At 70.8% G+C, this 26,813-nt stretch carries 21 protein-coding genes; 14 read left to right on the plus strand and 7 right to left on the minus strand.

All coding sequences use genetic code 11. The features are described 5' to 3' along the window. The first annotated feature begins 174 nt into the window (after positions 1 to 174). A complete protein-coding gene (locus HA039_RS27770; protein WP_167034086.1) occupies positions 175 to 960 on the plus strand; it encodes a ferritin-like domain-containing protein in 786 nt (261 codons plus the stop codon). 93 nt (positions 961 to 1,053) lie between these two features. Here HA039_RS27770 and HA039_RS27775 read toward each other — a convergent pair whose 3' ends face one another. Next, positions 1,054 to 2,067 carry a magnesium and cobalt transport protein CorA gene (locus HA039_RS27775; RefSeq protein ID WP_341830038.1) on the minus strand — a complete coding sequence of 338 codons (1,014 nt, stop codon included), beginning with the start codon at positions 2,065 to 2,067 and terminating at the stop codon, positions 1,054 to 1,056. 68 nt (positions 2,068 to 2,135) lie between these two features. Between HA039_RS27775 and HA039_RS27780 the strand changes: the two genes are divergently transcribed. The 5 genes from HA039_RS27780 to HA039_RS27800 all read left to right on the plus strand — a co-directional run bounded on the left by HA039_RS27780 (position 2,136) and on the right by HA039_RS27800 (position 6,924). Further along, on the plus strand, positions 2,136 to 2,822 hold the full coding sequence (locus HA039_RS27780; protein ID WP_167034088.1) for a histidine phosphatase family protein: 687 nt from the start codon (positions 2,136 to 2,138) through the stop codon (positions 2,820 to 2,822). Between the two features lie 174 nt (positions 2,823 to 2,996). Continuing rightward, positions 2,997 to 3,587, plus strand: a complete 591-nt coding sequence (locus HA039_RS27785) for a DUF3090 domain-containing protein (RefSeq protein WP_161312487.1) — start codon at positions 2,997 to 2,999, stop codon at positions 3,585 to 3,587. After that, a complete protein-coding gene (locus HA039_RS27790; protein ID WP_167034089.1) occupies positions 3,551 to 4,375 on the plus strand; it encodes an SCO1664 family protein in 825 nt (274 codons plus the stop codon). The genes HA039_RS27785 and HA039_RS27790 overlap by 37 nt, the downstream gene beginning before the upstream one ends. A 183-nt stretch (positions 4,376 to 4,558) precedes the next feature. Further along, complete coding sequence (gene mshC / locus HA039_RS27795) at positions 4,559 to 5,788, plus strand: cysteine--1-D-myo-inosityl 2-amino-2-deoxy-alpha-D-glucopyranoside ligase (protein ID WP_167034090.1); 1,230 nt, start codon at positions 4,559 to 4,561, stop codon at positions 5,786 to 5,788. 164 nt (positions 5,789 to 5,952) lie between these two features. Beyond that, positions 5,953 to 6,924 (plus strand): SMP-30/gluconolactonase/LRE family protein, encoded by a 972-nt coding sequence (locus HA039_RS27800; RefSeq protein WP_167034091.1) that lies wholly within the window; start codon positions 5,953 to 5,955, stop codon positions 6,922 to 6,924. 113 nt (positions 6,925 to 7,037) lie between these two features. On the opposite strand, the gene HA039_RS27805 is transcribed toward HA039_RS27800, so the two are convergent. Continuing rightward, positions 7,038 to 8,060 (minus strand): PAC2 family protein, encoded by a 1,023-nt coding sequence (locus HA039_RS27805; protein WP_167034092.1) that lies wholly within the window; start codon positions 8,058 to 8,060, stop codon positions 7,038 to 7,040. 262 nt (positions 8,061 to 8,322) lie between these two features. Between HA039_RS27805 and HA039_RS27810 the strand changes: the two genes are divergently transcribed. Genes HA039_RS27810 through HA039_RS27830 form a run of 5 tightly spaced genes read left to right on the plus strand, consistent with a single transcriptional unit; the run spans position 8,323 to position 14,097 of the window. Beyond that, positions 8,323 to 9,642, plus strand: coding sequence for an enolase C-terminal domain-like protein (locus HA039_RS27810; protein WP_167034093.1), 1,320 nt, complete (start codon positions 8,323 to 8,325; stop codon positions 9,640 to 9,642). Further along, positions 9,639 to 10,415, plus strand: a complete 777-nt coding sequence (locus tag HA039_RS27815) for an SDR family NAD(P)-dependent oxidoreductase (protein ID WP_167034094.1) — start codon at positions 9,639 to 9,641, stop codon at positions 10,413 to 10,415. The genes HA039_RS27810 and HA039_RS27815 overlap by 4 nt, the downstream gene beginning before the upstream one ends. Positions 10,416 to 10,448: 33 nt before the next feature. Continuing rightward, positions 10,449 to 11,525 carry a sugar ABC transporter substrate-binding protein gene (locus tag HA039_RS27820; protein ID WP_167034095.1) on the plus strand — a complete coding sequence of 359 codons (1,077 nt, stop codon included), beginning with the start codon at positions 10,449 to 10,451 and terminating at the stop codon, positions 11,523 to 11,525. Positions 11,526 to 11,527: 2 nt separating this feature from the next. Next, positions 11,528 to 13,072: a sugar ABC transporter ATP-binding protein gene (locus HA039_RS27825; protein WP_167034096.1), complete on the plus strand. Its 1,545-nt coding sequence runs from the start codon at positions 11,528 to 11,530 to the stop codon at positions 13,070 to 13,072. Beyond that, a complete protein-coding gene (locus tag HA039_RS27830; RefSeq protein ID WP_167034097.1) occupies positions 13,069 to 14,097 on the plus strand; it encodes an ABC transporter permease in 1,029 nt (342 codons plus the stop codon). The genes HA039_RS27825 and HA039_RS27830 overlap by 4 nt, the downstream gene beginning before the upstream one ends. Before the next feature lie 99 nt (positions 14,098 to 14,196). On the opposite strand, the gene HA039_RS27835 is transcribed toward HA039_RS27830, so the two are convergent. The 5 genes from HA039_RS27835 to HA039_RS27855 form a co-directional block, all read right to left on the minus strand. Continuing rightward, complete coding sequence (locus tag HA039_RS27835; protein WP_167034098.1) at positions 14,197 to 14,868, minus strand: FadR/GntR family transcriptional regulator; 672 nt, start codon at positions 14,866 to 14,868, stop codon at positions 14,197 to 14,199. A gap of 169 nt (positions 14,869 to 15,037) precedes the next feature. Further along, on the minus strand, positions 15,038 to 16,651 hold the full coding sequence (locus tag HA039_RS27840; protein ID WP_167034099.1) for a glycerol-3-phosphate dehydrogenase/oxidase: 1,614 nt from the start codon (positions 16,649 to 16,651) through the stop codon (positions 15,038 to 15,040). 61 nt (positions 16,652 to 16,712) lie between these two features. Continuing rightward, positions 16,713 to 18,260: a glycerol kinase GlpK gene (glpK, locus tag HA039_RS27845; protein WP_167034100.1), complete on the minus strand. Its 1,548-nt coding sequence runs from the start codon at positions 18,258 to 18,260 to the stop codon at positions 16,713 to 16,715. Between the two features lie 43 nt (positions 18,261 to 18,303). Beyond that, positions 18,304 to 19,095 carry an MIP/aquaporin family protein gene (locus tag HA039_RS27850; protein WP_167034101.1) on the minus strand — a complete coding sequence of 264 codons (792 nt, stop codon included), beginning with the start codon at positions 19,093 to 19,095 and terminating at the stop codon, positions 18,304 to 18,306. A 224-nt stretch (positions 19,096 to 19,319) separates the two neighbouring features. Beyond that, positions 19,320 to 20,084 carry an IclR family transcriptional regulator gene (locus tag HA039_RS27855; protein WP_167037721.1) on the minus strand — a complete coding sequence of 255 codons (765 nt, stop codon included), beginning with the start codon at positions 20,082 to 20,084 and terminating at the stop codon, positions 19,320 to 19,322. Between the two features lie 232 nt (positions 20,085 to 20,316). Between HA039_RS27855 and metH the strand changes: the two genes are divergently transcribed. The 3 genes from metH to HA039_RS27870 all read left to right on the plus strand — a co-directional run bounded on the left by metH (position 20,317) and on the right by HA039_RS27870 (position 26,787). Next, the gene (gene metH, locus HA039_RS27860) at positions 20,317 to 23,826 is read left to right on the plus strand and encodes a methionine synthase (protein WP_167034102.1); all 3,510 of its coding nucleotides are present in this window, start codon (positions 20,317 to 20,319) and stop codon (positions 23,824 to 23,826) included. A gap of 152 nt (positions 23,827 to 23,978) precedes the next feature. Further along, positions 23,979 to 24,680, plus strand: coding sequence for an HAD family hydrolase (locus tag HA039_RS27865; protein WP_167034103.1), 702 nt, complete (start codon positions 23,979 to 23,981; stop codon positions 24,678 to 24,680). Positions 24,681 to 25,182: 502 nt separating this feature from the next. Then, entirely contained in the window at positions 25,183 to 26,787 is a 1,605-nt protein-coding gene (locus tag HA039_RS27870) for an ABC transporter substrate-binding protein (RefSeq protein ID WP_167034104.1), read from the plus strand. Positions 26,788 to 26,813 lie beyond the last annotated feature (26 nt).

Genomic DNA, 26,813 nt, shown 5'->3' on the forward strand with positions numbered 1-26,813 from the left:
GGTCTTCCCCGCCACGGCCGTCACGTACAACAACGCGCGGAGGGGCCCTCGGTTACGCCACCGGGGGCTCCTTCGCGTTCGTACGTCCGGCCGAGTCGGCCTCCGCTGCTGTTGCCTGTTCCCCCGTGCCGCCTTTGACTCGTTCTCGCGGACGCCTGTATGGAGGTGGCAGTGATGCTTTCGGCCCGAAGCCTGTTCCAGGAAATCCTGGACAACGATCGTTCGTTCCAGCTCTTCTGCTCCATCGCGGCCAGCGGCGAGACCCAGGGCGGCTGGGAGAACGGCCGTATCGCCGCCCTGCTCCCCGAGAGCATGCGGGACCTCGCCCCCAAGGTCACCCGGCACGGGGCCGACGAGGACAAGCACGGCCGGATCTTCAACGCGCTCCTGAAGAAGCGCGGTCTGGAGCCGGTCGACGTCCCCGCCGACACCGACTACACGATGCTGCTGGAGCGCCGCGGCATCGGACTCGCCCACGAGAAGCTGCGCCGTGAGGAGCGGCTGACCGAGGACGACATCGTCGTGTACCTCGCGCACAGCCGGATCACCGAGCAGCGCGCCTCCGACCAGATGGTGATGCTGGTCAAGTACTTCGGCGACCACCCGGAGATCGGCAACGCCGTCCGGATGATCAGCGCCGACGAGGACAACCACCTCGCCTACTGCCACGAGGAGCTGCTGCGGCTGGCCCGCGCGGGCCACGGCAGGCGGATCCACCAGGCCCTGCGCGAGTGCGCGATGGCGGAGATCCAGGTCTACCGCCAGGTGAGCCTCGCGGTGATGGCGAACATGGCGCGGCTGCTCGGCTGGTCCGGCGCCAAGTCCGCGGTGCTCACCGCGGGGGTCCACGCGATGTACGCGTACGAGCGGGCGTTCGGCTGGCGCCGGATGGTCACGCTGGCCATGCCCGAGCGCCGCGACGCGCTGAGCGGCCCCCCGGCCCCGGCCCCCGCCTACTGACCGAGGCGACCCGCCGAGCGCACCGGAGCCGGCCCCCACCGCGTGGGGGCCGGCCTCCGCGCGCCGGGCGTCGCCCCAGGGGTCCCTCAGAGCTCAGAGCCACCCGCGCCGCTTGAAGGTGCGGTGCAGGCCCAGGACGAGCGTCACCATTACCGCGAGCACGGTGGGGTACGCCCACACGTACGTCAGCTCCGGCATGTGCTCGAAGTTCATGCCGTAGATGCCCGCGATCAGGGTCGGTACGGCGGCCATCGCCGCCCACGCCGAGATCTTCCGCATGTCGTCGTTCTGCCGCACCCCCATCTGCGCCAGATGCGCCGAGAGGATGTCGGACAGCAGCCGGTCGAGCCCCTCGACCTGCTCGTTGGCGTGCAGCAGGTGGTCGTTCACGTCCCGGAAGAAGGGCCGCGAACGGTCGTGCACGAACGGCACCGAGCCGCCCGCCAGCCGGGCCATCGGCGCCGCCAGCGGCCCCGTCGCCCGCCGGAACTCCAGCACCTGCCGCTTGAAGCCGTAGATCCGCGCCGCCGTCGACGTGCCCGAGGACGGCCGGGACGAACCGGACGAGCTGTCGCCGCCGTCCGGCGCGAAGACCTCGGCCTCCAGCTCCTCCAGGTCGACCTGGAGCTCCTCCGCCACCTCCGTGTAGTGGTCGACGACCTCGTCGCTGACCGCGTACATCACGGCGGTGGGCCCGTGCTTGAGCACCGAGGGATCGGCCTCCAGCCGCCGGCGCACCTCCCCGAGCGGCGAGCCCTCGCCGTGCCGGACGGTGACCACGAACGAGTCGCCGATGAAGATCATCAGCTCGCCCGTGGTGACCGTGTCGGTCTTCGGCTCGTACTCCACCGGCTTCAGGACCAGGAACAGCGAGTCGTCGTACACCTCGAGCTTGGGCCGCTGGTGGGCGGTGAGGGCGTCCTCGACGGCCAGCGGGTGCAGGCCGAACTCGCTGCTCACGAGCGAGAACTCGTCCTCCGTCGGCTCGTGCAGCCCGATCCACAGGAACGCGTCCCCGTGGGCACGCGCCTGGTCCAGGGCGTCGGAGAAGTCGGCGGGCCCGTCGGTGCGGTGTCCGTCGCGGTAGATGGCACAGTCCACGATCACTGCCGCATTGTCCCCGCTCCCGCCCCCCGTACGCATCTCCGGCCCGCTGGCGCCTTACGCTGACGGGCATGGCCACGTTGATCCTCGTACGTCATGGACGCTCCACCGCCAACACCGCGGGGGTGCTCGCGGGCTGGACCCCGGGCATCGCCCTCGACGAACGCGGCGCCGCCCAGGCCGCCGCCCTGCCCGGCCGGCTGGCCGGCGTACCGCTCGCCGAGGTCGTCAGCAGCCCCCTCCAGCGCTGCCAGGAGACCCTGCGGCCGCTGCTCGACAGCCGGCCCGAGGTGCCCGTGCACAGCGAGGACCGGATCGGCGAGTGCCACTACGGCGACTGGTCGGGCCGCAAACTCGCCGAACTGTCCGACGACCCGCTGATGGAGGTCGTGCAGCAGCACCCCTCCGCCGCCGCCTTCCCCGGCGGCGAGTCGATGCGCGCCATGCAGGCGCGCGCCGTCGAGGCCGTACGGGACTGGAACGCGCGCGTCGACAAGGAGCACGGCGAGGACGCCGTCTACCTGATGTGCTCGCACGGCGACATCATCAAGTCGCTCGTGGCCGACGCCCTCGGCATGCACCTCGACCTCTTCCAGCGGATCCACGTGGACCCGTGCTCGGTCACCGTCGTCCGTTACACCCGGTTGCGCCCCTATGTCGTACGGCTCGGCGACACGGGCGATCTGAGCGGCCTCGCGCCGCGTGAGAACACAAGCGGCGGTACGGGTGTTGTAGGAGGCGGCGCGGGAGCGCCGTGATCGCTCCGCGCAGTAGGGTGGACGCGCCGTGCGCGCGATCCGGGGCTGCCTGACGGCACCCCGGGCCGCCCCGCTCCGCACACCACCTCAGAACCCGTGGCCCCCCGGCCGCGTGCCCAGCACTTCCCCAGCCGATCAGCACTTCCCCAGCCGATTCCCAAGGGAGATCAGGACGTGTCCCGTCAGGTGTTCCTCTACGACCCACCGGACCGCTTCGTGGCCGGCACGGTCGGGCTGCCTGGACGCCGTACGTTCTTCCTCCAGGCTTCCGCCGCGGGGCGCGTGACCAGCGTCGCCCTGGAGAAGACCCAGGTGGCCGCCCTCGCCGAGCGGATCGACGAACTGCTCGACGAGGTGGTCCGCAGGACCGGCGGCAACGCCCCGGTCCCCGCCGTCGCCCCCACCGAGATCGCCGACTCCGCCCCGCTGGACGCCCCCGTGGAGGAGGAGTTCCGCGTCGGCACGATGGCGCTCGCGTGGGACGGCGACGAACAGCGCATGATCGTCGAGGCCCAGGCGCTCGTCGAGGTCGACGCCGACACCGACGAGGACCTCGCCGAGGCCGAGGAACGGCTCCTCCAGGACGAGGAGAACGGTCCGCCGATGCTCCGGGTGCGCCTCAGCGGCGCGCAGGCCCGTGCCTTCGCCAAACGCGCCCTGGACGTCGTCAACGCCGGCCGCCCGCCGTGCCCGCTGTGCAGCCTGCCGCTCGACCCGGAAGGACACGTATGCCCGCGCCAGAACGGATACCGCCGCGGAGCGTGAGCCCGGGCGACCTGCTCGCCAAGGGCGAGCTGACCGTGCGCGGCCGGATCCGTGAGGCGTCCAACGCGGTCCTGTACTGCTCCGTCGCGTACGAGGGCACCGAGGCGCACTGCGTCTACAAACCCGTCGCCGGGGAGCGCCCCCTGTGGGACTTCCCCGACGGCAACCTCGCCCGGCGCGAGGTGGCGGCGTACGAGATCTCCGAGGCGACCGGCTGGGGCCTCGTACCGCCCACGGTGCTGCGCGAGGGGCCGTACGGCGAGGGCATGTGCCAGCTGTGGATCGAGACGGACGCCGACGACGCGGCCGCCCTGCTCGCCCTGGTCGAGGACGAGGAACCGGGCGAGGGGTGGAAGGCCGTCGGCTTCGCCGAGGTCGGCGAGGGGCAGACCGCCCTCCTCGTGCACGCCGACGACGAGCGGCTGCGCCGGCTCGCCGTCCTCGACGCCGTCATCAACAACGGCGATCGCAAGGGCGGCCACCTCCTGCCCGCCGCCGGGGGACGGCTGTACGGCATCGACCACGGCGTCACCTTCAACGTGGACGACAAGCTGCGCACGCTGCTCTGGGGCTGGGCCGGCGAACCCCTCACCGAGGAGGCGCTCGCCGTCCTCGCCCGCCTGGAGGACGGCCTCGCCGACGGCGAGCCGCTCGCGGCCCGGCTGGCGGAGCTGATCACCGCGGCGGAGACCGAGGCGGTCCGCGCCCGGGTCCGTGAGCTGCGCCACACGGGGCTGCACCCGCAGCCGTCGGGCCAGTGGCCCGCCATCCCCTGGCCGCCGGTGTGAGAACGGGCGCGGCGGCCTCCCGGCCCCGGTGACAGCGGGCCGGGGGAGGCTCCGCGCCCCGGGCGGGCGCCGTCCGCCCGGGACCGCCCCACCACGCCGCCGGTCTTTCCGCAAGAGCGCCCAACCGGCCAGGACCTCGCATCCGGTTCGTTTCCGGAACTACCGGCCGGTTACGCTCATGACATGCATGCCTGGCCCGCTTCCGAGGTCCCCGCCCTGCCTGGCAAGGGCCGCGACCTCAGGATTCACGACACCTCGACCGACGGCCGCGTCACCCTCGCGCCCGGTCCCGTCGCCCGCATCTACGTCTGCGGCATCACCCCGTACGACGCGACCCACATGGGACACGCGGCGACCTACAACGCGTTCGACCTCGTGCAGCGCGTGTGGCTCGACACGAAGCGGCAGGTCCACTACGTCCAGAACGTGACCGACGTCGACGACCCCCTGCTGGAGCGCGCCGAGCGCGACGGCGAGGACTGGGTCGCGCTCGCGGAGCGTGAAACGACCCTGTTCCGGGAGGACATGACGGCGCTGCGGATGCTCCCGCCCCAGCACTACATCGGCGCCGTCGAGGCCATACCGGGCATCGTGCCGCTCGTGGAGCGGCTGCGGGACGCCGGGGCCGCGTACGAACTCCAGGGCGACATCTACTTCTCCGTGGCCGCCGACCCGCACTTCGGCGAGGTGTCGCGCCTCGACGCCGAGGCGATGCGGCTGCTCTCCGCCGAGCGGGGCGGCGACCCCGACCGCGCCGGCAAGAAGAACCCCCTCGACCCGATCCTCTGGATGGCCGCCAGGCCGGGCGAGCCGAGCTGGGACGGCGGGAGCCTCGGCCTCGGCCGGCCCGGCTGGCACATCGAGTGCGTGGCCATCGCGCTCGACCACCTCGGCATGGGCTTCGACGTCCAGGGCGGCGGCAGCGACCTCGCCTTCCCGCACCACGAGATGGGCGCCTCGCACGCCCAGGCCCTGACCGGCGAGCACCCCTTCGCCCAGGCGTACGTGCACGCCGGCATGGTCGGCCTCGACGGCGAGAAGATGTCCAAGTCCAAGGGCAACCTCGTCTTCGTCTCGACGCTCCGCCGCGACGGGGTGGACCCGGCCGCGATCCGGCTCACCCTGCTGGCCCACCACTACCGCTCCGACTGGGAGTGGACCGGCCAGGTGCTCCAGGACGCGCAGGAGCGCCTCGCCCGCTGGCGGGCCGCGGTCTCGCGCCCCGACGGCCCGCCGGCCGACGAGGTCGTCGAGGAGATCCGCGCGGCGCTGGCCGACGACCTGGACGCGCCCGCCGCGCTCGCCGCGGTGGACCGCTGGGCGGAGCTCCAGTCGTCCACGGGCGGTACGGACGAGGGGGCGCCCGGCGTGGTGTCCCGCGCGGTCGACGCCCTGCTCGGAGTGGCCCTCTAGCCGACGGCCCTCGCGCCGCACCCAGCCCAGCACGGCCGGTCACGGATACCGACATCCGTAACCGGCCGTGCTGTTGTACGTGATCCGGCCAAACTCCCAACGGGGCCAAGGGGTGTGATGGGGTGTGAGGGACGGCACACCCCATTCCCGGGAGGACGCTCATCATGCAACGTTCCTTCGCACGGCGTGACTTGCTCGCCGCCGCGGCCGCCCTCGGCGGCGCGGCGCTCCTCGCCCCGCTCGCCCCCGCCGCCACGGCCGCCCCGCGCCCCACCGCACCGACCCGGCCCACCGGCTTCGCCCTGCCGGACGGCTTCCGGCCCGAGGGCATCGCCATCGGCGCGGAGCCGTACGCCTACCTCGGGTCGATCGCGCGCGGCGACGTCTTCCGCGCGAGCCTCGTCACCGGCCGCGGCAAGGTCGTCGTGCAGGGGCTCGGCCCCGAACACCCCGTCATCGGGCTCAAGACGGACGGCCGGGGCCGGCTGTTCCTGAGCGGCGGGGTCAGCGGCGAGATCCGGGTCGCCGACCTGCGGACCGGGAAGGTCACGAAGACCTTCACCGTCGGCACGGACGTCACCATGGTCAACGACGTGATCCTCACGCCGGGCGCCGCCTGGTTCACCGACTCCTTCGAACCCCAGCTCTACCGGCTCCCGTTGGGCCGGCACGGGGAGCCGGGCGACCGCGTCGAGACCCTCCCGCTCACCGGCGACTGGGTCCAGGGGCCGGCCCTCACCGCCAACGGCATCACCACGACCCCCGACGGCCGGGCCCTGCTCGTGGTGAACAGCTCCGCGAACGGCGGCGGCCTCATGTGGGTCGACCCCCGCACCGGCGTGGCACGCGCCGTGGACCTCGGTCCGGCCAGGCTGCCGAACGGTGACGGGCTGCTGCGCCTCGGCCGTACCCTCTACGTCGTCCAGAACCGGCAGAACGCCATCGACGTCCTGCGGCTCGACAGCGCGGGCCGGAAGGGCACGGCGCTCACCCGGATCACCGACCCGGCCTTCCGCGTCCCCACGACGGCCGCCGTCCACGGCGACCGGATCTACCTGCCCAACGCCCGCTTCGACGTGACGCCGACCCCGGAGACTGACTACGACGTGGTGTCGGTCCCGCGCGTACGTCCCTAGGACGCACCGCTCCACGACACACCGCGCCGGACGCACCGCTCCGGAACGCACCGCGCCGGACGGACCCGAACTCGGTCCGTCCGGCGCGTACGGCACGCTCCCGGGGAGACGCCCTACGGCGTGTCGTCGTCGCCGTCGTCCTTGCCGTCGTCGGGGTCGGCACCCGGCCCGGCCTCAGGACCCGGCCGCGGCGGTCGCTGCGGACGGCTCCGCCCCGGCCCCGCCGAGGGATCACGCCGGTACGAGGGCCCCTCACCGCCCTCCGTGGCATGCCCGCCCGGCGCCTGGCCCGGCCCGCCGTCACGCCGCCTCAGATACCGCTCGAACTCCCGCGCGATGGCCTCGCCGGACGCCTCGGGCAGCTCCGCGGTGTCCCGCGCCTCCTCCAGCGTCTGGACGTACTCCGCCACCTCGCTGTCCTCGGCGGCCAGTTGGTCGACGCCCAACTGCCACGCCCGCGCGTCCTCGGCCAGTTCACCCAGCGGGATCCGCAGGCCGATCAGGTCCTCCAGGCGGTTGAGGAGCGCCAGCGTCGCCTTCGGGTTGGGCGGCTGCGACACGTAGTGCGGTACGGCGGCCCACAGGCTCACCGCCGGCACCCCCGCGTGGGTGCACGCCTCCTGGAGGATGCCGACGATGCCGGTCGGCCCCTCGTAGCGGGTCTCCTCCAGGTCCATCGTCCTGGCCAGGTCCGCGTCCGAGGTGATCCCGCTGACCGGCACCGGCCGGGTGTGCGGGGTGTCGCCCAGCAGCGCGCCCAGGATGACCACCATCTCCACACCCAGCTCATGGGCGAAGCCCAGGATCTCGTTGCAGAAGGAGCGCCAGCGCATGGACGGTTCGATGCCGCGGACCAGTACCAGGTCCCGGGGCGTCTCACCGCCGACCCGGACCACGGAGAGCCGGGTGGTCGGCCAGGTGATCTTCCGTACTCCGCCGTCCAGCCACACCGTCGGCCGGTTGACCTGGAAGTCGTAGTAGTCCTCGGCGTCGAGCGCCGCGAACACCTCGCCCTTCCACTCCCGGTCCAGATGCGCGACCGCGGTGGAGGCGGCGTCGCCGGCGTCGTTCCAGCCCTCGAACGCGGCCACCATGACCGGGTCGATCAGCTCAGGAACCGCCTCGAGCTCGATCACCCAGTGCCTCCTTCCGAAGTTCCCTTGTCCACGCCCCAACCTTACGGCTTCACCGCTCCCCGCCCGCAGCCCCGCGCACGCCCGGGTGAACTTCGGCGCGGTGGGGCATAGGTCGGAGAGCATGGCCAACCGGTAGCCGGACCGCGGACGATTCATCCGAGCTGTGACCGTAATTTTTCTCCTGGCCCTGGACGTTTAGGCGTCAGCGGCGCTATACATCGGATGACCACAAGAGGTCCGATGTTCTTCCAAGGGGGCGTGCATGAGTCAGACCGTCACAGGGTTCGAGGTTCACGACATCCGTTTTCCCACCTCGGAACAGCTCGACGGCTCCGACGCCATGAACCCGGACCCCGACTACTCGGCGGCCTACGTCGTCCTGCGTACCACGGACGGCGCCGAGGGGCATGGCTTCTGCTTCACGATCGGGCGGGGCAACGAGGTCACCGCCGCCGCCATCGAGGCCCTGCGGCCGTACGTCGTGGGGCGCCCGGCCCCGCGCACCGCGGCCGATCTCGCCGCACTCTACTTCGAGCTGACCCACGACTCGCAGCTGCGCTGGCTCGGCCCGGAGAAGGGCGTGATGCACATGGCGGCGGGCGCCGTCGTCAATGCCGCCTGGGACCTGGCCGCCGGATACGCGGGCAAGCCGGTCTGGGAGTTCCTCGCCGGGATGACCCCCGAGGAGCTGGTCTCGCTCGTCGACTTCCGCTACCTGTCGGACGCCCTCACTCCGGACGAAGCGCTCGCCATCCTCCGGGCCGCGCGGCCGGGCCGCGACGAGCGGGCCGCGCGGCTGCGCGAGCGGGGCTACCCCGCGTACACCACTTCACCGGGCTGGCTCGGCTACGCCGACTCCAAGCTCGTCGGCCTCGCCCAACAGGCCGTCGCCGACGGCTTCGAGCAGATCAAGCTCAAGGTGGGCGGCGACCTGGACGACGACGTCCGGCGCATGAAGCTCGCCCGCGAGGCCGTCGGCCCCGACATCCGGATCGCCGTCGACGCGAACCAGCGCTGGGACGTCGCCGAGGCCGTCCGGTGGATGGCCGCGCTCGCCCCGTACGAGCCCCACTGGATCGAGGAGCCCACCAGCCCCGACGACATCCTCGGCCACGCCGCCATCCGCGCCGGCCAGCCGGTGAAGGTCGCCACCGGCGAACACGTCGCCAACCGCGTCGTGTTCAAGCAGCTGCTCCAGGCCGGGGCCGTCGACTTCGTCCAGATCGACGCGGCCCGGGTGGCCGGCGTCAACGAGAACGTGGCGATCCTGCTCCTGGCCGCCAAGTTCGGCGTCCCCGTCTGCCCGCACGCCGGCGGGGTCGGACTGTGCGAACTGGTCCAGCACCTCTCCATGTTCGACTTCGTCGCCGTCTCCGGCAGCTGGGACGACCGCGTCATCGAGTACGTGGACCACCTCCACGAACACTTCGCCGACCCCGTGGTCATCGTCTCCGGGAGATACTCCGCTCCCACGGCGCCCGGCTTCTCCGCCCGGATGCTCCCCGCGTCGATCGCCGAACACAGCTACCCCGACGGGCCCGTCTGGCAGGCCCGCCGCACCACCGAGGAGATCAGCTCATGAGTTCAGCACGGGACTTCGAGGGGCTGAACGCCCTCGTCACCGGCGGCGCCTCCGGCATCGGCGCGGCCATCGCCACGCTGCTGCTCGCACGCGGCGCCCAGGTCGCCGTACTGGACCGGGACACCGGGGGAGCCCCCGAGGGGACGCTCGCGCTCAAGGCGGACGTCACCGACGACGCGGCGGTCAAGGCCGCCGTCGACGCGGCCGCCGCCGAGTTCGGCGCGCTGCACACGGTCGTCTCCAACGCCGGGATCGGCGCCGTCGGGACCGTCACCGACAACCCCGACGACGAGTGGCACCGGGTCCTCGACATCAACGTCCTCGGCATGGTCCGCACCGCGCGCCACGCCGTACCCCACCTGCGCCGCGCCGCGGCCGACCGGCCGGGCAGCGTCTCCATCACCCAGACCTGCTCCATCGCCGCGACCGCGGGCCTGCCGCAGCGCGCCCTCTACAGCGCCAGCAAGGGAGCGGTCCTCTCGCTCACCCTGGCGATGGCCGCGGACCATGTCCGGGAGGGCATCCGCGTCAACTGCGTCAACCCCGGAACCGCCGACACCCCCTGGGTCGGACGCCTGCTCGACCAGGCCCCCGACCCCGAGGCCGAGCGCGCCGCCCTCGCCGCCCGCCAGCCGTCAGGACGACTGGTCGGCGCGGACGAGGTCGCCGCGGCGGTCGCCTATCTCGCCAGCCCCGCCGCGGCGGCCGTCACGGGGACGGCGCTCGCGGTCGACGGCGGGATGCAAGGCCTGCGCCTTCGTCCCGCCAACTGAGCCGACATCCACCTTCATAAGGACGGGACCTCCATGAAGCGAAACACCGCGGACCGCTCCCCATTCCGCAGACTTCGTACGACGGGCGCCTCCGCCTGTGCCGTGGTGCTCGCCGTGACAGCCCTGGCCGGCTGCAACCGCGAGTCGGACTCCGACAGCGCCGCCGGGGGCGGGAAGGTCGGCATCGACCTGCCGCGCGCCGACAGCGACTTCTGGAACTCCTACCAGCAGTACATCGACAAGGGCGTCAAGGCGGACGGCATCGATGCCCTGCCGCCGACCAACTCGCAGAACGACATCGGCAAGCTCGTCGCCAACGTCCAGGCCTTCACGGACCAGGGCGCCAAGGCGGTGGTCATGGCCCCGCAGGACACCGGCGCGATAGCCGAGACGCTCCAGACGCTGAGCGACAAGAAGATCCCCGTCGTCAGCGTGGACACCCGCCCCGACAAGGGCGACGTCTACATGGTCGTCCGGGCCGACAACCGCGCGTACGGCCAGAAGGCCTGCGAGTACCTGGGCGAGCAGCTCAAGGGCAAGGGCAAGGTCGCCGAGTTCCAGGGCGACCTGTCCTCCATCAACGGCCGGGACCGCTCCGAGGCGTTCAAGAGCTGCATGACGGAGAAGTTCCCGAACATCCAGGTCTTCGAGCTGGCCACCGAGTGGAAGGGTGACGTGGCCTCGGCCAAGCTCCAGTCCACCCTGGCCGCCCACCCCGACCTCAACGGCATCTACATGCAGGCCGGCGGCGTCTTCCTCCAGCCGACCCTGGCCCTGCTGGAGCAGAAGAAGCTCCTCAAGGCCCCCGGCACCCCCGGGCACATCACGATCATCTCCAACGACGGCATCCCCGAGGAACTGGACGCCATCCGCGCGGGCAAGATCGACGCCACCATCTCGCAGCCCGCCGACCTCTACGCCAAGTACGCGCTGTACTGGGCGAAGGAGGCACTGGCCGGTACGACCCCGAAGGCCGGCCCGACCGACCACGGTTCCACGATCATCAAGATCCCCAACGGTTTCGAGGACCAGCTCCCCGCGCCCCTGGTGACCAAGGCGAACGTGGACGACCCGAAGCTCTGGGCCAACCAGCTGGAGAAGAAGAACTAGCCATGGACCAGGCACCTCCGGACGCGGCCGCACCCGCCGCGGTCCACGCGGAAGGCATCGTCAAGCGCTTCGGTCCCACCGTGGCGCTCGACGGTGTCCGGCTCACGGTCCGCCCCGGCGAGTCCCACGCGCTCGTCGGGCGCAACGGCGCGGGCAAGTCCACCCTGGTGAGCGTGCTCACCGGGCTGCACCGGCCCGACGCAGGACAGGTCAGCTTCGGCGGCGAGCCCGCGCCCGCCTTCGGGGACACCACGGCCTGGCAGTCCAAGGTCGCCTGCGTCTACCAGAAGTCGATGGTCGTGCCCGACCTGACCGTCGCCGAGAACCTGTTCCTCAACAACTACGGCCTGGGCGGCTCCGGCGCCGGCGGCCGCTTCATCAGCTGGCGCGGCCTGCGCGAGCGCGCCAGGGAGCTGCTCTCCGGGTACGGGGTCGACGTCGACCCCAACGTCCGGGCGAAGGATCTCCCGGTCGAGCAGCGGCAGTTCGTCGAGATCGCCCGGGCGCTGTCCTTCGGCGCCCGGCTGATCATCCTCGACGAGCCGACCGCCCAGCTCGACGCCCGGGGCATCCAGCGGCTCTTCGGCAAGCTCCGCGAACTCCAGGACCAGGGGGTGGCGTTCCTCTTCATCTCCCACCACCTCCAGGAGGTGTACGAGCTGTGCACCGCCGTCACCGTCTACCGGGACGCACGCCATGTGCTGACCGCCCAGGTCGCCGACCTGTCCAAGGCGGACCTCGTCACGGCGATGACGGGGGAGTCCAGCGGCAAGGCGGCCTGGCACGCGGCGGGCACGAAGGAGCGGGACACCACGGCCGAGCCCGTCCTGCGGACCGAAGGACTCACCCTGGAAGGGGAGTTCGAGCCGCTGGACCTGGCCGTACGGCCGGGTGAGGTGCTCGGCGTGGCGGGCGCCGCCGCCAGCGGCGCCACCGCACTCGGCGAGATCCTGGCCGGGATGCGCAAGCCGTCCGGCGGCAGCGTCTCGATGCACGGCACCAAGGTCAAGCCGGGCAGCGTCCCGCACGCCCTGGACGCCGGCATCGGCTACATCCCCGAGGACCGGCACCTCCAGGGGCTGGTCCTGGAACGCAGCGTCGCGGAGAACGCGACCCTCACGGTCACCGACCAGCTCGGCCCGTGGGGGACCGTACTGCCCTCGCGTACCCGGGAGTTCGCCCGGACGATGATCGCGTCGCTGGACATCAAGACGCAGGGCCCCGAGCAGCCGGTCTCGGGCCTGTCCGGCGGGAACCAGCAGAAGGTCGTCGTGGCCCGCGCGCTGGCCCGCAAGCCCAGCGCGCTGGTCGCCCTGCGGCCGACCGCCGGGGTCGACATCAAATCGAAGGACTCGCTGCTCGGTGTGGTGCGCACGGTGGCGGACCAGGGCAGCGCGGCCGTGATCATCTCCGACGAACTGGATGATCTGCGGGTGTGCGACCGGGTCCTCGCGCTCTTCCACGGGCGCGTCGTGGCCACGTTCGGGAGCGGGTGGACGGACCAGGAACTGGTCGCCGCCATGGAAGGTGTGGGGGAGAGGGAATGACCGACACGATCAGTCCGCCGACGGTGGACACGGCCAAGGGCGCGGGGCCGGCGAGCCGGCTCAAGCTCATCCGGTGGAGCGACTTCTCGCTCGTGCCGGTGATCCTGGTGCTGATGGTGATCGGCTTCATCGTCTCGCCGGTCTTCCTCACCTCCAACAACCTGATCAGCGTCGTCCAGCAGTCCTCCGAGCTGAGCCTGCTCGTGCTCGGCCAGGCGCTGATCCTGATCTGCGGCCGGATGGACCTGTCACTGGAGTCGACGATCGGCATCGCGCCGGTCGTGGCCATGTGGCTGATCCTGCCGACCGAGGGCGGCCGGTTCAACGGCCTGGGCGTGCTGCCCTCCTGGAGCGCCATCCCCATCTGCCTGCTGGTGGGCGTGATCATCGGGGCGATCAACGGCTTCCTGATGCTCAAGCTGCGGGTCAACGGCTTCATCGCCACCCTCGGCATGCTCACCATGCTGCGCGGCCTCCACATCGGCATCACCGAGGGCAAGTCGATCACCGACGTCCCGGAGTCCTTCCGGTACCTCGGCAAGACCGACTGGCTGGGCGCCCCGGCCGCCGTCTGGATCTGCCTGGCGCTCTTCGCGATCGGCGGGGCGGCGCTGGCCTGGCTGAAGCACGGCCGTTCGCTGTACGCCATCGGCGGCAACCCGGAAGCGGCCCGCGCGGCCGGCATCCGGGTCGACCGGATCACGTGGATCGTGCTGGCGATCGGCGGCCTGCTGGCCGCCTTCGCCGGAATCCTCTACACCGGCCACTACGGTTCGGTCGCCGCCACCCAGGGCAACGGCTGGATCTTCCAGGTCTTCGCGGCCGCCGTCATCGGGGGCATCAGCCTCAAGGGCGGGCGCGGCACGCTCTTCGGCGCGCTCACCGGGGTGCTCACGCTCCAGCTCGTCGTGAACGTGATGACCCTCGGGGGCGTACCGGCCCTCTGGAACCAGTTTCTCAACGGCGCGATCATCATCGTCGCGCTGGTCATCTCCCGCTTCGCGAGCGGCGAAAAGCAGGACTGACCGACCGGCGACACCGCCCGACGGGCGCCGGGGAGGCCACACGGCCTCCCCGGCGCCCGGTCGCGTTCCCCCGGCGCCCGGAGACGCCGGGGGAACGCCTCACAGCGTCGACCGCAACCACATCTCCACACTCGCCACGTGCACCGTCGCCCACGAGCGCGCCGCCTCCGCGTCGCGGTCCCGCAGCGCCGCCAGGATCGCCCGGTGCTCGTGCAGGGTGCGGCTCACCGCGTCCTCCTGCGTCAGCCCGCGCCAGACCCGCGCGCGTGTGGTCGGCCCCGAGAGCCCGTCCAGCAGCGAGCACAGCACGGAGTTGCCCGAGAACTGCACGATGCCCCGGTGGAACTCCAGGTCGGACGCGACCAGCTCCTCCACCGAGGGGTCGTCGCCCAGCGCGTCCAACCGGGCGTCCATCGCCGCCAGTTCGTCGTCGGTGATCCGCGCGCACGCCATCGCCGTGGCGGCCGGCTCCAGGATCCGCCGTACCGCGAGGAACTCCAGCACCGTGTCGTCGCGGTGGAAGTCCACCACGAAGCTCAGCGCCTCCAGCAGCAACTGCGGGTCCAGGCTCGTGACGTACGTGCCGTCGCCCTGCCGTACGTCGAGAATGCGGATGAGCGACAGCGCGCGGACCGCCTCCCGCAGGGAGTTGCGGGACAGACCCAGCTCGGCGGCGAGTTCGCTCTCCTTGGGGAGGCGATCGCCGGGGCGCAGCGCGCCCGAGACGATCATCCCCTTGATCTTCTCGATGGCCTCGTCGGTGACAGCCATGGGCGACCTCCATACATCCGATGTATCGACCTCCATTATGCGCCGGGAAACACCGGAGAGGGGCGCTCCCGGGAAGGAGCGCCCCTCGATCCGAGCCGGTGACAGGCCCGGACACCGCGCGAACACGGCACCGCCGTACGGGCCGGCCCGCCGGGACCGGCCCGCCGGATCAGCCCCGCTTGGCGAGGATCGCCTCGATCCGCGCCCGGATCTCGTCCGTGGCCAGTCCTCGGATCGTCAGGGTCGTCCGCCGGCGCAGCACGTCGTCCGCCGTCTCGGCCCACTCGCGGTCCCGGGCGTAGACGACCTGCGCCCAGATCTCGGGCGCGTCCGGGTGGATCCGCTCGCCCAACTCCGCGTGCTCGTTGGCGAGACGGGCGATGTCGAACGCCAGCGTGCCGTAGTGCGTCGCCAGGTGGTGGGCCGTGTCGGGCGCCATCGACGGTCCCGTACCGCCCCCGTCGATCATCAGCCGGTGCGCCACCGCGTGCGGGTTGGCGAGCCCGGGCAGCGGGGGCTTCTTCGGCAGGTCCGAGATCGGCTCCATGTTCTCGGACAGCGGGTGCCCCGGCAGCTGCGCCAGCTTGTTGACGACCATGCGGCCGATGTGCCGGAAGGTCGTCCACTTGCCGCCCGCCACCGACAGCATGCCGCCGCTGCCCTCGGTCACGACCGTCTCGCGCTTGGCCGTGGAGGTGTCGCCGGGACCGCCGGGCAGGACCCGCAGACCGGCGTACGAGTACGTGATCAGGTCCCGCGAGAGCTGCTGGTCCCGTACGGACAGCGACGCCTCGTCCAGGATCTGGTGGATGTCCTTCTCGTTGACGGCGACGTCCGCGGGGTCGCCCACGTACTCCTCGTCCGTCGTCCCGAGCACCAGCATGTCCTCCCAGGGGAGGGCGAAGGTGATGCGGTACTTGTCGATGGGCGTGGCGAGCGCCGCGTTCCACGGCGCGGTGCGCCGCAGGACCAGGTGCGCGCCCTTGGAGAGGCGGATGGACGGCTCCGAGGCCGCGTCCTCCATGGTCCGCAGCCGGTCCACCCACGGTCCGGTGGCGTTCAGTACCAGCCGGGCGTCGACCTTGAACTCACTGCCGTCCAGGGCGTCCTTGAGCTCCGCGCCGGTGACCCGGCCGCCGGTGAAGCGCAGCCCGGTGACCTCGGCGTGGTTGAGCACGGTGGCGCCCGAGTCGACGGCCGCGCGGACCGTCATCAGCGCCATCCGGGCGTCGTTCATCTGGTCGTCGCCGTACACGGCCACGGCCTTGAGGTTGTCCGTACGCAACTCGGGGACGGCGCGCCGCGCCTTGGCCGGGCTGATCACGTGGCCCACGCCGTCGCCGAACGCGGAGAGCGCGGAGTACGCGAAGACGCCCGCGCCCAGCTTGGTGGCGCCGTGCGGCCCGCCCTTGTAGACGGGCAGGTAGAAGGTGAGCGGGTTGGCCAGGTGCGGTGCCACCTGCCGCGACACCGCACGCCGCTCGAAGTGGTTCTCCGCGACCAGCTTCACCGCGCCGGTCTGGAGGTAGCGCAGTCCGCCGTGGAGCAGCTTGGAGGAGGCGGACGAGGTGGCGCCGGCGAAGTCGCCGCCGTCGACCAGCGCCACCCGCAGCCCCGACTGGGAGGCATGCCAGGCGGTGGAGATGCCCAGGATGCCGCCGCCGATCACCAGGAGGTCGTACGTCGCCGTGGAAAGCTGTTCCCGGGTCTGGGCGCGGCTCGGCAGGGAACCGCCGGCCGGGTGCGTCCCCAGTGCGGGGGCGCTCTGCAGGGTGGTGCTCATCGTTGACTCCTCGTCAGCTCGTCCGGTACCGGCGGCCGGTGTGCGTCGTGGCCGGCCGGCCTCAGCTGTCTTCTTCGTCGAGCCAGCCCATGGTCCGGTCGACCGCCTTGAGCCAGCTCTTGTACTCACGCTCGCGGGTGTCCGCGTCCATCTGGGGCGTCCACTCGGCGGCCCTGCGCCAGTTGGCCTTGAGGGCGTCGGTGTCCGGCCAGAAGCCGACGGCGAGCCCGGCGGCGTAGGCGGCGCCGAGCGCGGTCGTCTCGGCGACCATGGGGCGCACCACGGGTGCGTCCAGGACGTCGGACAACGTCTGCATCAGCAGGTTGTTGGCGGTCATGCCGCCGTCGACCTTGAGCGTCGTCAGCTCGACGCCCGAGTCCTTGGTCATGGCGTCGCTGATCTCGCGGGTCTGCCAGGCGGTCGCCTCCAGCACCGCGCGGGCGATGTGGGCCTTGGTGACGTAGCCGGTGAGGCCGGCGATGACACCGCGGGCGTCGGAGCGCCAGTGCGGGGCGAAGAGCCCCGAGAACGCCGGGACGAAGTACACCCCGCCGTTGTCGTCCACGGAGGAGGCCAGGGTCTCGATCTCGGGCGCCGACTTGATCAGGCCCATCTGGTCGCGCATCCACTGCACCAGCGAACCGGTGACGGCGATCGCGCCCTCCAGGGCGTACACGGCCGGCTGGTCGCCGATGCGGTAGCCGACGGTGGTCAGCAGCCCGGAGTAGGAGTTGATCGGCTTGTGGGCGGTGTTCATCAGCATGAACGTGCCCGTGCCGTACGTGGACTTCGCCTCGCCCTCCTCGAAGCAGGTCTGGCCGAACAGGGCCGCCTGCTGGTCGCCGAGCGCCGAGGCGACCGGGATGCCGTCGAGGGCGCCGCCCTTGGCCTTCCCGTACACCTCGGCGGAGGAGCGGATCTCCGGCAGCATCCCGATGGGCACGCCGATGGAGGAACAGAGCTTCGGGTCCCACTGGAGGGTGGTGAGGCTCATCAGCATCGTGCGGGAGGCGTTGGTGACGTCGGTGACGTGCACGCCGCCGTTGACCCCGCCGGTCAGGTTCCAGATGACCCAGGAGTCCATCGTGCCGAAGAGGATGTCGCCGCGCTCGGCGCGCTCGCGCAGGCCCTCGACGTTGTCGAGCAACCAGCGGGCCTTGGGCCCCGCGAAGTAGGTCGCCAGCGGCAGGCCCGTCTCGCGGCGGAAGCGGTCCTGGCCGACGTTGCGGCCCAGCTCGCGGACGAGCGCGCCCGTACGGGTGTCCTGCCAGACGATCGCGTTGTGGACGGGCTCACCGGTGTTCTTGTCCCAGAGCATGGTGGTCTCGCGCTGGTTGGTGATGCCGATCGCGAGGACGTCCTTCTTGGTGATGCCCGCCTTCTGGATGGCGTTCGCCACGACTTCCTGGACGTTGGTCCAGATCTCGGTGGCGTTGTGCTCCACCCAGCCGGGCTTGGGGAAGATCTGTTCGTGTTCCTTCTGGTCGACGGCGACGATGCGCCCGTCGACGTCGAAGACGATGCAGCGGCTGGAGGTGGTGCCCTGGTCGATGGCCGCGATGAAAGGGCCGGTGCCGTGGGAGGAAGTCCCGGTGGTTGCGTCGCTCACGGTTTCGCTCCTGCTCTGTGCGAAGGGATAAGGAGACTCAGGCTCAGGCGAGGACCCAGTTGTAGAAACCGCCGGCCGCGGCGCCGCCGATCAGCGGTGCCACCACCGGTATCCAGGCGTAGCTCCAGTCGGAGCCGCCCTTGTTGGGCAGCGGCAGGAGCGCGTGCACGATACGGGGCCCCAGGTCACGGGCCGGATTGATCGCGTACCCCGTGGGGCCGCCCAGAGACAGGCCGATACCCACCACGACCAGCGCGGTGATCAGCACGCCGATCGTGCCGAGGCCGTTGCCCGAGTTGTTGAGCCCCTGGGTGAGGATCGCGATGACCAGGACGAACGTGGCGATGATCTCGGTCAGCACGTTCTGGAGGACGTTCCGGATCTCCGGTCCCGTGGAGAAGATCCCGAGGACCGGACCGGCCTGGGGGGCCGCCTTCTGGTCGACCAGCCCCTCCGTACCGGGCTGGGCCGCGAGGATCTCCGGGTCGGTGAGGTGGGCCGCGAACTGACCCATGTAGGTGACCCAGACCAGGAACGCGCCGATGATGGCCCCCAGCATCTGGGAGCCGATGTAGAGCGGTACGTCGCTCCACTTGGTACCGCCCTCGATCGCCAGGCCGAGGGTGACCGCCGGATTGAGCTGTGCGCCGGAGATCCCCGCCGACAGGTAAGCGCCGGTCAGTACGGCGAAGCCCCAGCCGAAGCTGATGGCCAGCCAGCCCGCGTCGCGGGCCTTCGAGCGCTTGAGCACCACGGCGGCGACAACGCCGCCGCCGAGCAGGATCAGGATGGCGGTACCTGTGGTCTCGCCTATGAAGATGTCAAAGTTGGACACCCGAGACTCCTTTGTCCAGGGGGAGGCGGGCCTCCGGCACACGCCAGGGGCCCGCGCCCTCACACGAGAGCGTTGCCGGCCACTGGCGCTGTCCCACACTAACTCGCATTACCGGTAAGTGTTCGACAATGCCGACCGCTGAACGGCAGTTTTCTCCTGTGTCCAACATGCAGTCAAGGGTCCGGGAACCGAAACCTCGTACTACTCATGATCCGCCATACCGCTCAAAAGCGCCCGGCGCCGATGTCCCGGGAGACCGAACGGGCGCACTCGCGCACCGCCGCCACCAGCTCGGGACGTACCTCCCCGTCCTTGCAGATGCGTTCGACCGCACCGGTGATCGCTATGGCTCCGACCGGCATCTTCCTGCGGTCATGGATGGGCGCGGCCACCGCCGCGACCCCCTCCCACGTCTCCTCGACGTCCACCGCCCACCCCCGCGCCCGGGTCAGGTCGAGGATCTCCTCGAACTCCGCCGCTCCGGTGACGGTCCGCGGCGTGAGCGCCGTACGCTCGCCCTCCAGGGCCTCGCTGTGCGCCACCGGGTCGTACGCCGACAGCACCTTCCCCAGCGCCGTCGAGTGCAGCGGCTGCATGGCCCCCACCTCCAGGACCTGCCTGCTGTCGTCGGGCCGGAACACGTGGTGGACGATCAGCACCCCCTGCTGGTGCACCACCCCCAGGTGCACGCTCTCCCCGCTCGACCGCGCCAGGTCGTCCGTCCAGACCAGCGCCCGCGACCGCAGCTCGTGCACGTCCAGATAGCTGTTCCCCAGACGGAGCAGCTCCGCCCCCAGCTGGTAGCGGCCCGAGGCCGGCTCCTGCTCCACGAAGCCCTCCGCCTGGAGGGTCCGCAGGATGCCGTGCGCCGTCCCCTTGGCCAGTCCCAGCGAGGCGGCGATGTCCGAGAGGCCGAGCCGCCGCTCGCCGCCCGCCAGCAGGCGCAGCATGGCCGCCGCCCGTTCCAGCGACTGGATGTTCTTCGCCATCGGCCGGACCTCCCGTACGTGTGCTTCGTACCCCACACAGTTCGACAATGCTGAACACTATCGGCCGATGCCGACCTTTTGTCATCGCGGACACGACACGCCGACACAGGCCCACCGCCCGTCCGGCGGCCGGAATGGCGCCCCGTTCCCGGGCCCGCCCGGCTACGCTGGCCCGGTGCGCCGTCCTCAGACGCCGCAAAGCCGACAGCCGTCGCAACCCGGGAGTACCTTCATGGCCTCGTCGCCAGCACCCTCCACCGACAGCAAGAGCCGGATCGAAGCCCTCCGCGAGGCACTGGCCACCCGCGTGGTCGTCGCCGACGGCGCGATGGGCACGATGCTCCAGGCGCAGGACCCCACCATGGAGGACTTCGAGCAGCTCGAAGGCTGCAACGAGATCCTCAACGTGACCCGCCCGGACATCGTCCGCCACGTCCACGAAGAGTATTTCGCCGTCGGCGTCGACTGCGTCGAGACCAACACCTTCGGCACCAACTACGCCGCCCTCGCCGAGTACGACATCGCCGACCGGGTCTTCGAGCTCGCCGAGGCCGGCGCCAGGATCGCCCGCGAGGTCGCCGACGAGTTCACCACCAGCACCGGACAGCAGCGCTGGGTCCTCGGCTCGATGGGCCCCGGCACGAAACTGCCGACCCTCGGCCACGCCCCGTACCTCACCCTGCGCGACGCCTACCAGCAGAACGCCGAAGGCATGATCGCCGGCGGCGCCGACGCCCTCCTGGTGGAGACCACCCAGGACCTGCTCCAGACCAAGGCCGCCGTCCTCGGCGCCCGCCGCGCCCTCGCCGCCACCGGCGCGAACCTGCCCATCATCTGCTCCGTGACCGTCGAGACGACCGGCACGATGCTCCTCGGCTCCGAGATCGGCGCGGCCCTCACCGCCCTCGAACCCCTCGGCATCGACATGATCGGCCTCAACTGCGCCACCGGGCCCGCCGAGATGAGCGAGCACCTGCGCTACCTCGCCCGGCACTCCCGTATCCCCCTGTCCTGCATGCCCAACGCCGGCCTCCCCGTCCTCGGCAAGGACGGCGCGCACTACCCGCTGTCCCCGGGCGAGCTCGCCGACGCGCAGGAGACGTTCGTCCGCGAGTACGGCCTGTCCCTGGTCGGCGGCTGCTGCGGTACGACCCCCGAGCACCTGCGCCAGGTCGTGGAGCGCGTCCGCGACGCGGTGCCCACCGTCCGCGACCCGCGCCCCGAGCCCGGCGCCGCGTCCCTCTACCAGACCGTGCCCTTCCGCCAGGACGCCGCGTTCCTCGCCATCGGCGAGCGCACCAACGCCAACGGCTCGAAGAAGTTCCGCGAGGCCATGCTCGAAGGCCGCTGGGACGACTGCGTCGAGATGGCCCGCGACCAGATCCGCGAAGGCGCCCACCTGCTGGACCTCTGCGTCGACTACGTGGGCCGCGACGGCGCCGCCGACATGGCCGAACTCGCCGGCCGCTTCGCCACCGCCTCCACCCTCCCCATCGTCCTCGACTCCACCGAGCTGCCCGTCCTGCGCGCCGGACTGGAGAAGCTCGGCGGCCGCGCCGTCATCAACTCCGTCAACTACGAGGACGGCGACGGCCCCGAGTCCCGCTTCCACAAGGTCACCGAACTCGCCGTCGAGCACGGCGCCGCGCTCATCGCGCTCACCATCGACGAGGACGGCCAGGCCCGTACCCCCGAGCACAAGGTCGCCATCGCCGAACGGCTCATCGCCGACCTCACCGGGAACTGGGGCGTCCACGAGTCGGACATCCTCATCGACACCCTGACCTTCACCATCTGCACCGGCCAGGAGGAGTCCCGCAAGGACGGCATCGCCACCATCGACGCCATCCGCGAACTCAAGCGCCGCCACCCCGACGTACAGACCACCCTCGGCCTGTCCAACATCTCCTTCGGCCTCAACCCGGCCGCCCGCGTCGTCCTCAACTCCGTCTTCCTCGACGAATGCGTCAAGGCCGGCCTGGACTCGGCGATCGTGCACGCCTCCAAGATCCTGCCGATCGCCCGCCTGGAGGAGGAGCAGGTCAAGGTCGCCCTCGACCTGATCCACGACCGGCGCGAGGAGGGCTACGACCCGCTCCAGAAGCTCATGGCGCTGTTCGAGGGCGTCAACATGAAGTCGATGAAGGACGGCCGCGCCGAGGAGTTGATGGCCCTCCCGCTCGGCGAGCGCCTGGAGCGCCGCATCATCGACGGCGAGAAGAACGGCCTGGAGGCCGACCTCGCCGAGGCCCTCACCACGCGCCCCGCCCTGGAGATCGTCAACGACACCCTGCTGAACGGCATGAAGGTCGTCGGCGAGCTCTTCGGCTCCGGCCAGATGCAGCTGCCGTTCGTCCTCCAGTCCGCCGAGGTCATGAAGACGGCGGTCGCCTACCTCGAACCGCACATGGAGAAGAGCGACGCCGAGGGCAAGGGCACGATCGTGCTCGCCACCGTCCGCGGCGACGTCCACGACATCGGCAAGAACCTCGTGGACATCATCCTCTCCAACAACGGCTACAACGTGGTCAACCTCGGCATCAAGCAGCCCGTCTCCGCGATCCTCGAAGCCGCCGAGGAGCACCGCGCCGACGTCATCGGCATGTCGGGGCTGCTGGTGAAGTCGACCGTGATCATGAAGGAGAACCTCCAGGAGCTCAACCAGCGCCGGATGGCCGCCGACTACCCGGTCATCCTCGGCGGAGCCGCCCTCACCCGCGCCTACGTCGAACAGGACCTCCACGAGATCTACGAGGGCGAGGTCCGCTACGCCCGCGACGCGTTCGAGGGCCTGCGCCTCATGGACGCCCTCATCGCCGTCAAGCGCGGCGTCCCCGGCGCCACCCTCCCCGAACTCAAGCAGCGCCGCGTCAAGGCCACCACCAACGCCGTCGTGGAGGAACGCCCCGAGGAGGGCGCCGCCCGCTCCGACGTCGCCACCGACAACCCGCTGCCCACCCCGCCGTTCTGGGGCACCCGCGTCGTCAAGGGCATCCAGCTCAAGGAGTACGCCTCCTGGCTCGACGAAGGCGCCCTCTTCAAGGGGCAGTGGGGCCTCAAGGAAGCCCGCAAGGGCGGCCCGACGTACGAGGAGCTCGTCGAGACCGAGGGCCGGCCCCACCTGCGCGGCTGGCTCGACCAGCTGCACACCGGCGGCATGCTCGAAGCGGCCGTCGTCTACGGCTACTTCCCCTGCGTGTCCAAGGGCGACGACCTCATCCTGCTCGGCGAGGACGGCTCGGAGCGCACCCGCTTCACCTTCCCCCGCCAGCGCCGCGGCCGCCGCCTCTGCCTGGCGGACTTCTTCCGCCCCGAGGAGTCCGGCGAGACGGACGTCGTCGGCCTCCAGGTCGTCACCGTCGGCTCGAAGATCGGCGAGACCACCGCCGAACTCTTCGAGAAGAACGCCTACCGCGACTACCTCGAACTGCACGGTCTCTCCGTCCAGCTCGCCGAGGCCCTCGCCGAGTACTGGCACGCCCGGGTCCGCTCCGAACTCGGCTTCGCCGGCGAGGACCCCGCCGAGGTCGAGGACATGTTCGCGCTCAAGTACCGGGGCGCCCGCTTCTCCCTCGGGTACGGGGCCTGCCCCGACCTGGAGGACCGGGCGAAGATCGCCGAGCTGCTCCGGCCCGAGCGCATCGGCGTCCAGCTCTCGGAGGAGTTCCAGCTCCACCCCGAGCAGTCCACGGACGCGATCATCATCCACCACCCCGAGGCGAAGTACTTCAACGCCCGCTGACCCGCCCCGGCGCCCGCCTCGCCCTATCCGGCGCGCGCGGAGATCGGCGGCCCCGTACACTGGTCGGTCCAGCGCAGGCCGGTCGCCTGTCCCGGGGGGATTCCCCGTGGAACAGGCGACCGGCCTTCCCGTCCCCCACGGAGGTGTGCCGGATGACCAGTACGGTCCCCGCATCGTTGACCCGAACGGCCGAAGGCTCCGCCCTCCAGGCCGTCCTTCTCGACATGGACGGCACCCTGGTCGACACCGAGGGCTTCTGGTGGGACGCCGAGGTGGAGGTCTTCAAGGACCTCGGCCACGCCCTCGACGAGTCCTGGCGCCACGTCGTCGTCGGCGGCCCCATGACCCGCAGCGCTGCCTTCCTCATCGAGGCCACCGGCGCCGCCGTCACCCTGGACGAGCTGACCGTACTGCTCAACGCGAAGTTCGAGGACCGGATCGGCCTCGGCGTGCCCATGATGCCCGGCGCCGCGAGACTCCTGGCCGAACTGGCCGCCCACGACGTGCCCACCGCCCTGGTCTCCGCGTCCCACCGGCGCATCATCGACCGCGTGCTGCTCTCCCTCGGCCCGCAGTACTTCGCCCTCACCGTCGCCGGCGACGAGGTGCCCCGTACCAAACCGCACCCCGACCCCTACCTGATCGCCGCCCGCGGCCTGGGCGCCGACCCGGCGCGCTGCGCCGTCGTCGAGGACACGGCCACCGGCGTGGCCTCCGCGGAGGCGGCCGGGTGCAAGGTCGTCGCGGTGCCCTCCGTCGCCCCGATCGCGCCCTCCGAGGGCCGCGCGGTCGTCTCCTCGCTCGAAGAGATCGACCTCGTCTTCCTGCGGGGCCTGATGACGCGCCGCGACTGACTGACCCACACCGCGTGGTTATTGGATACAATCGGAAACTCATCGCATCGGACCGTGTATTTTCCGTGACCCGGACGCCGCGGCGGCGTGATCGGCTCACGGTTCACGCAGTGAGCTTTATCACGCCTCCGTGAGGCGCTGGGGACTGGCGTGGCGGCCACATGCCTGTCGGGAGGCGGCTCCGATGGGCCCTTGTGTCCCGATTGGTCAAGGCGTGTACGAAACCTGCCGGAGGCGGGACATCAACTCGCCGCTATGGCCGGTCACTTTGTGATGACGCACCACTTCGGCCCCGGTCCGGCCCTCCCGGCGCCGCGGACTAATCTCGTCGCGAGTACTTCGCCGCACCAACAGCATGTCCCGGCGGCCCATCAAGTCGCCGCGACGACAGGACCGATCGCCCTGTATCCCGGCCCGATCGCACTGCCCCGAACGGGTGGCGGCGGCGGAGTCTCCCATTTGCACCGCTGTATCCCAGTGCCGGATGAGGAGTACGTCCAGGATGAACCGCAAGACTTTGGTGCTGTCGGCCGTGGTCGGCCTGCTTGCGCCCGTGCTCGCCGGTTGTGGCGGCTCGGACGGCGGCTCAGGCGGCGGTGATGCCATTGTCGTGGGCACCACGGACCCGTTCGTGGCGACCAAGGAAGCCCCGGCCCCCGTGGACCCGGCGTACACCTACGACACCAACACCTGGAACCTTCTCAAGCAGACGATCCAGACGCTGCTGTACATCCCGCGCGGCGGCGGCGAGCCCCTGCCGGACGCGGCCAGCCAGTGCGGCTTCACCGACACCGGCAGCGAGAGCTACCGCTGCACCCTGCGCTCGGGCCTCACGTTCTCCAACGGCGACCCGATCACCGCCGAGGACGTCAAGTACTCCATCGAGCGCGTCAGCAACATCAACGACCCCAACGGGGCCGTCGGCCTGCTGGCCAACATCGACAAGATCGAGACCAGCGGCAACGAGGTCATCTTCCACCTCAAGACGGCGGACGCCACGTTCCCGTACAAGCTCTCGACGCCCATCGCCGGCATCATCGACCCCAAGGTCTACGCGCCGAAGAAGCTCCTCGACGGCTTCACGATCGAGGGCTCCGGGCCGTACACCTTCAAGGCGGAGGTGAAGGACGGCAAGATGATGAAGGCCGTCTACACCAAGAACCCCAAGTACAAGGGCGCCCTGAAGCTCCAGAACAGCAAGGTCGAGATCCGGTACTTCCCCACCGCCGAGGACATGGCCGCCGCGCTGGAGAAGGGCGACATCGACGTGATGAACCGTTCGATGACGCCCGAGCAGATCCAGAACATGCAGGCCAAGCCCGAGGAGCACGTCAACCTCACCGAGATACCGGGTCAGGAGATCCGCTACCTCGCCTTCAACACCAACGCGCCGGTCGTCAAGGACAAGGCCGTACGCCAGGCCATCGCCTCCGTCGTCAACCGCGGTGACCTCATCAAGAAGGTCTACGGCCCGATGGCCGACCCGCTGTACTCGGTCATCCCGTCCGGCATCACCGGGCACACCAACTCGTTCTTCAACGAGTACGGCGACGGCAACAAGACGGAAGCCGCCAAGTTCCTCTCCGAGGCCAACATCCCGACCCCGGTGAAGATCACGCTGAACTACACCACCGACCACTACGGTGCCGCGACGAAGAAGGAATTCGAGACACTTCGGGATCAGTTGAACTCCAGCGGGCTGTTCGACGTGGATCTCAAGGGTGAACCGTGGGCGACCTTCCTGCCCAAGAAGAACGAGGGCAAGTTCCCGATCTTCGGCCTCGGCTGGTTCCCCGACTTCCCCGACCCGGACAACTACATCGCACCGTTCCTGGACAAGGACAACATTCTCAGCAGCCCCTACGCCAACAAGAGGGCGATCGACACGCTGATCCCCGAGTCGCGCCGTGAGGCCGACCGCAGCGCCGCGTCGAACACCTTCGCCGAGCTCCAGAACATCGTCTCCTCCGACGTACCGATGCTGCCGCTGTGGCAGGGCAAGCAGTACATCGCCGCCCGGGACGACATCTTCGGGGTGGAGTGGGCGCTCGACTCGGGCGCCAACCTGCACCTCTGGGAACTGGGGCGTGGCACCGCCGGATCCTGATCCCACCGGCCGCGCGGGCGGACCCC

It is taken from the genome of Streptomyces liangshanensis (genome assembly GCF_011694815.1).
Lineage (GTDB): Bacteria > Actinomycetota > Actinomycetes > Streptomycetales > Streptomycetaceae > Streptomyces > Streptomyces liangshanensis.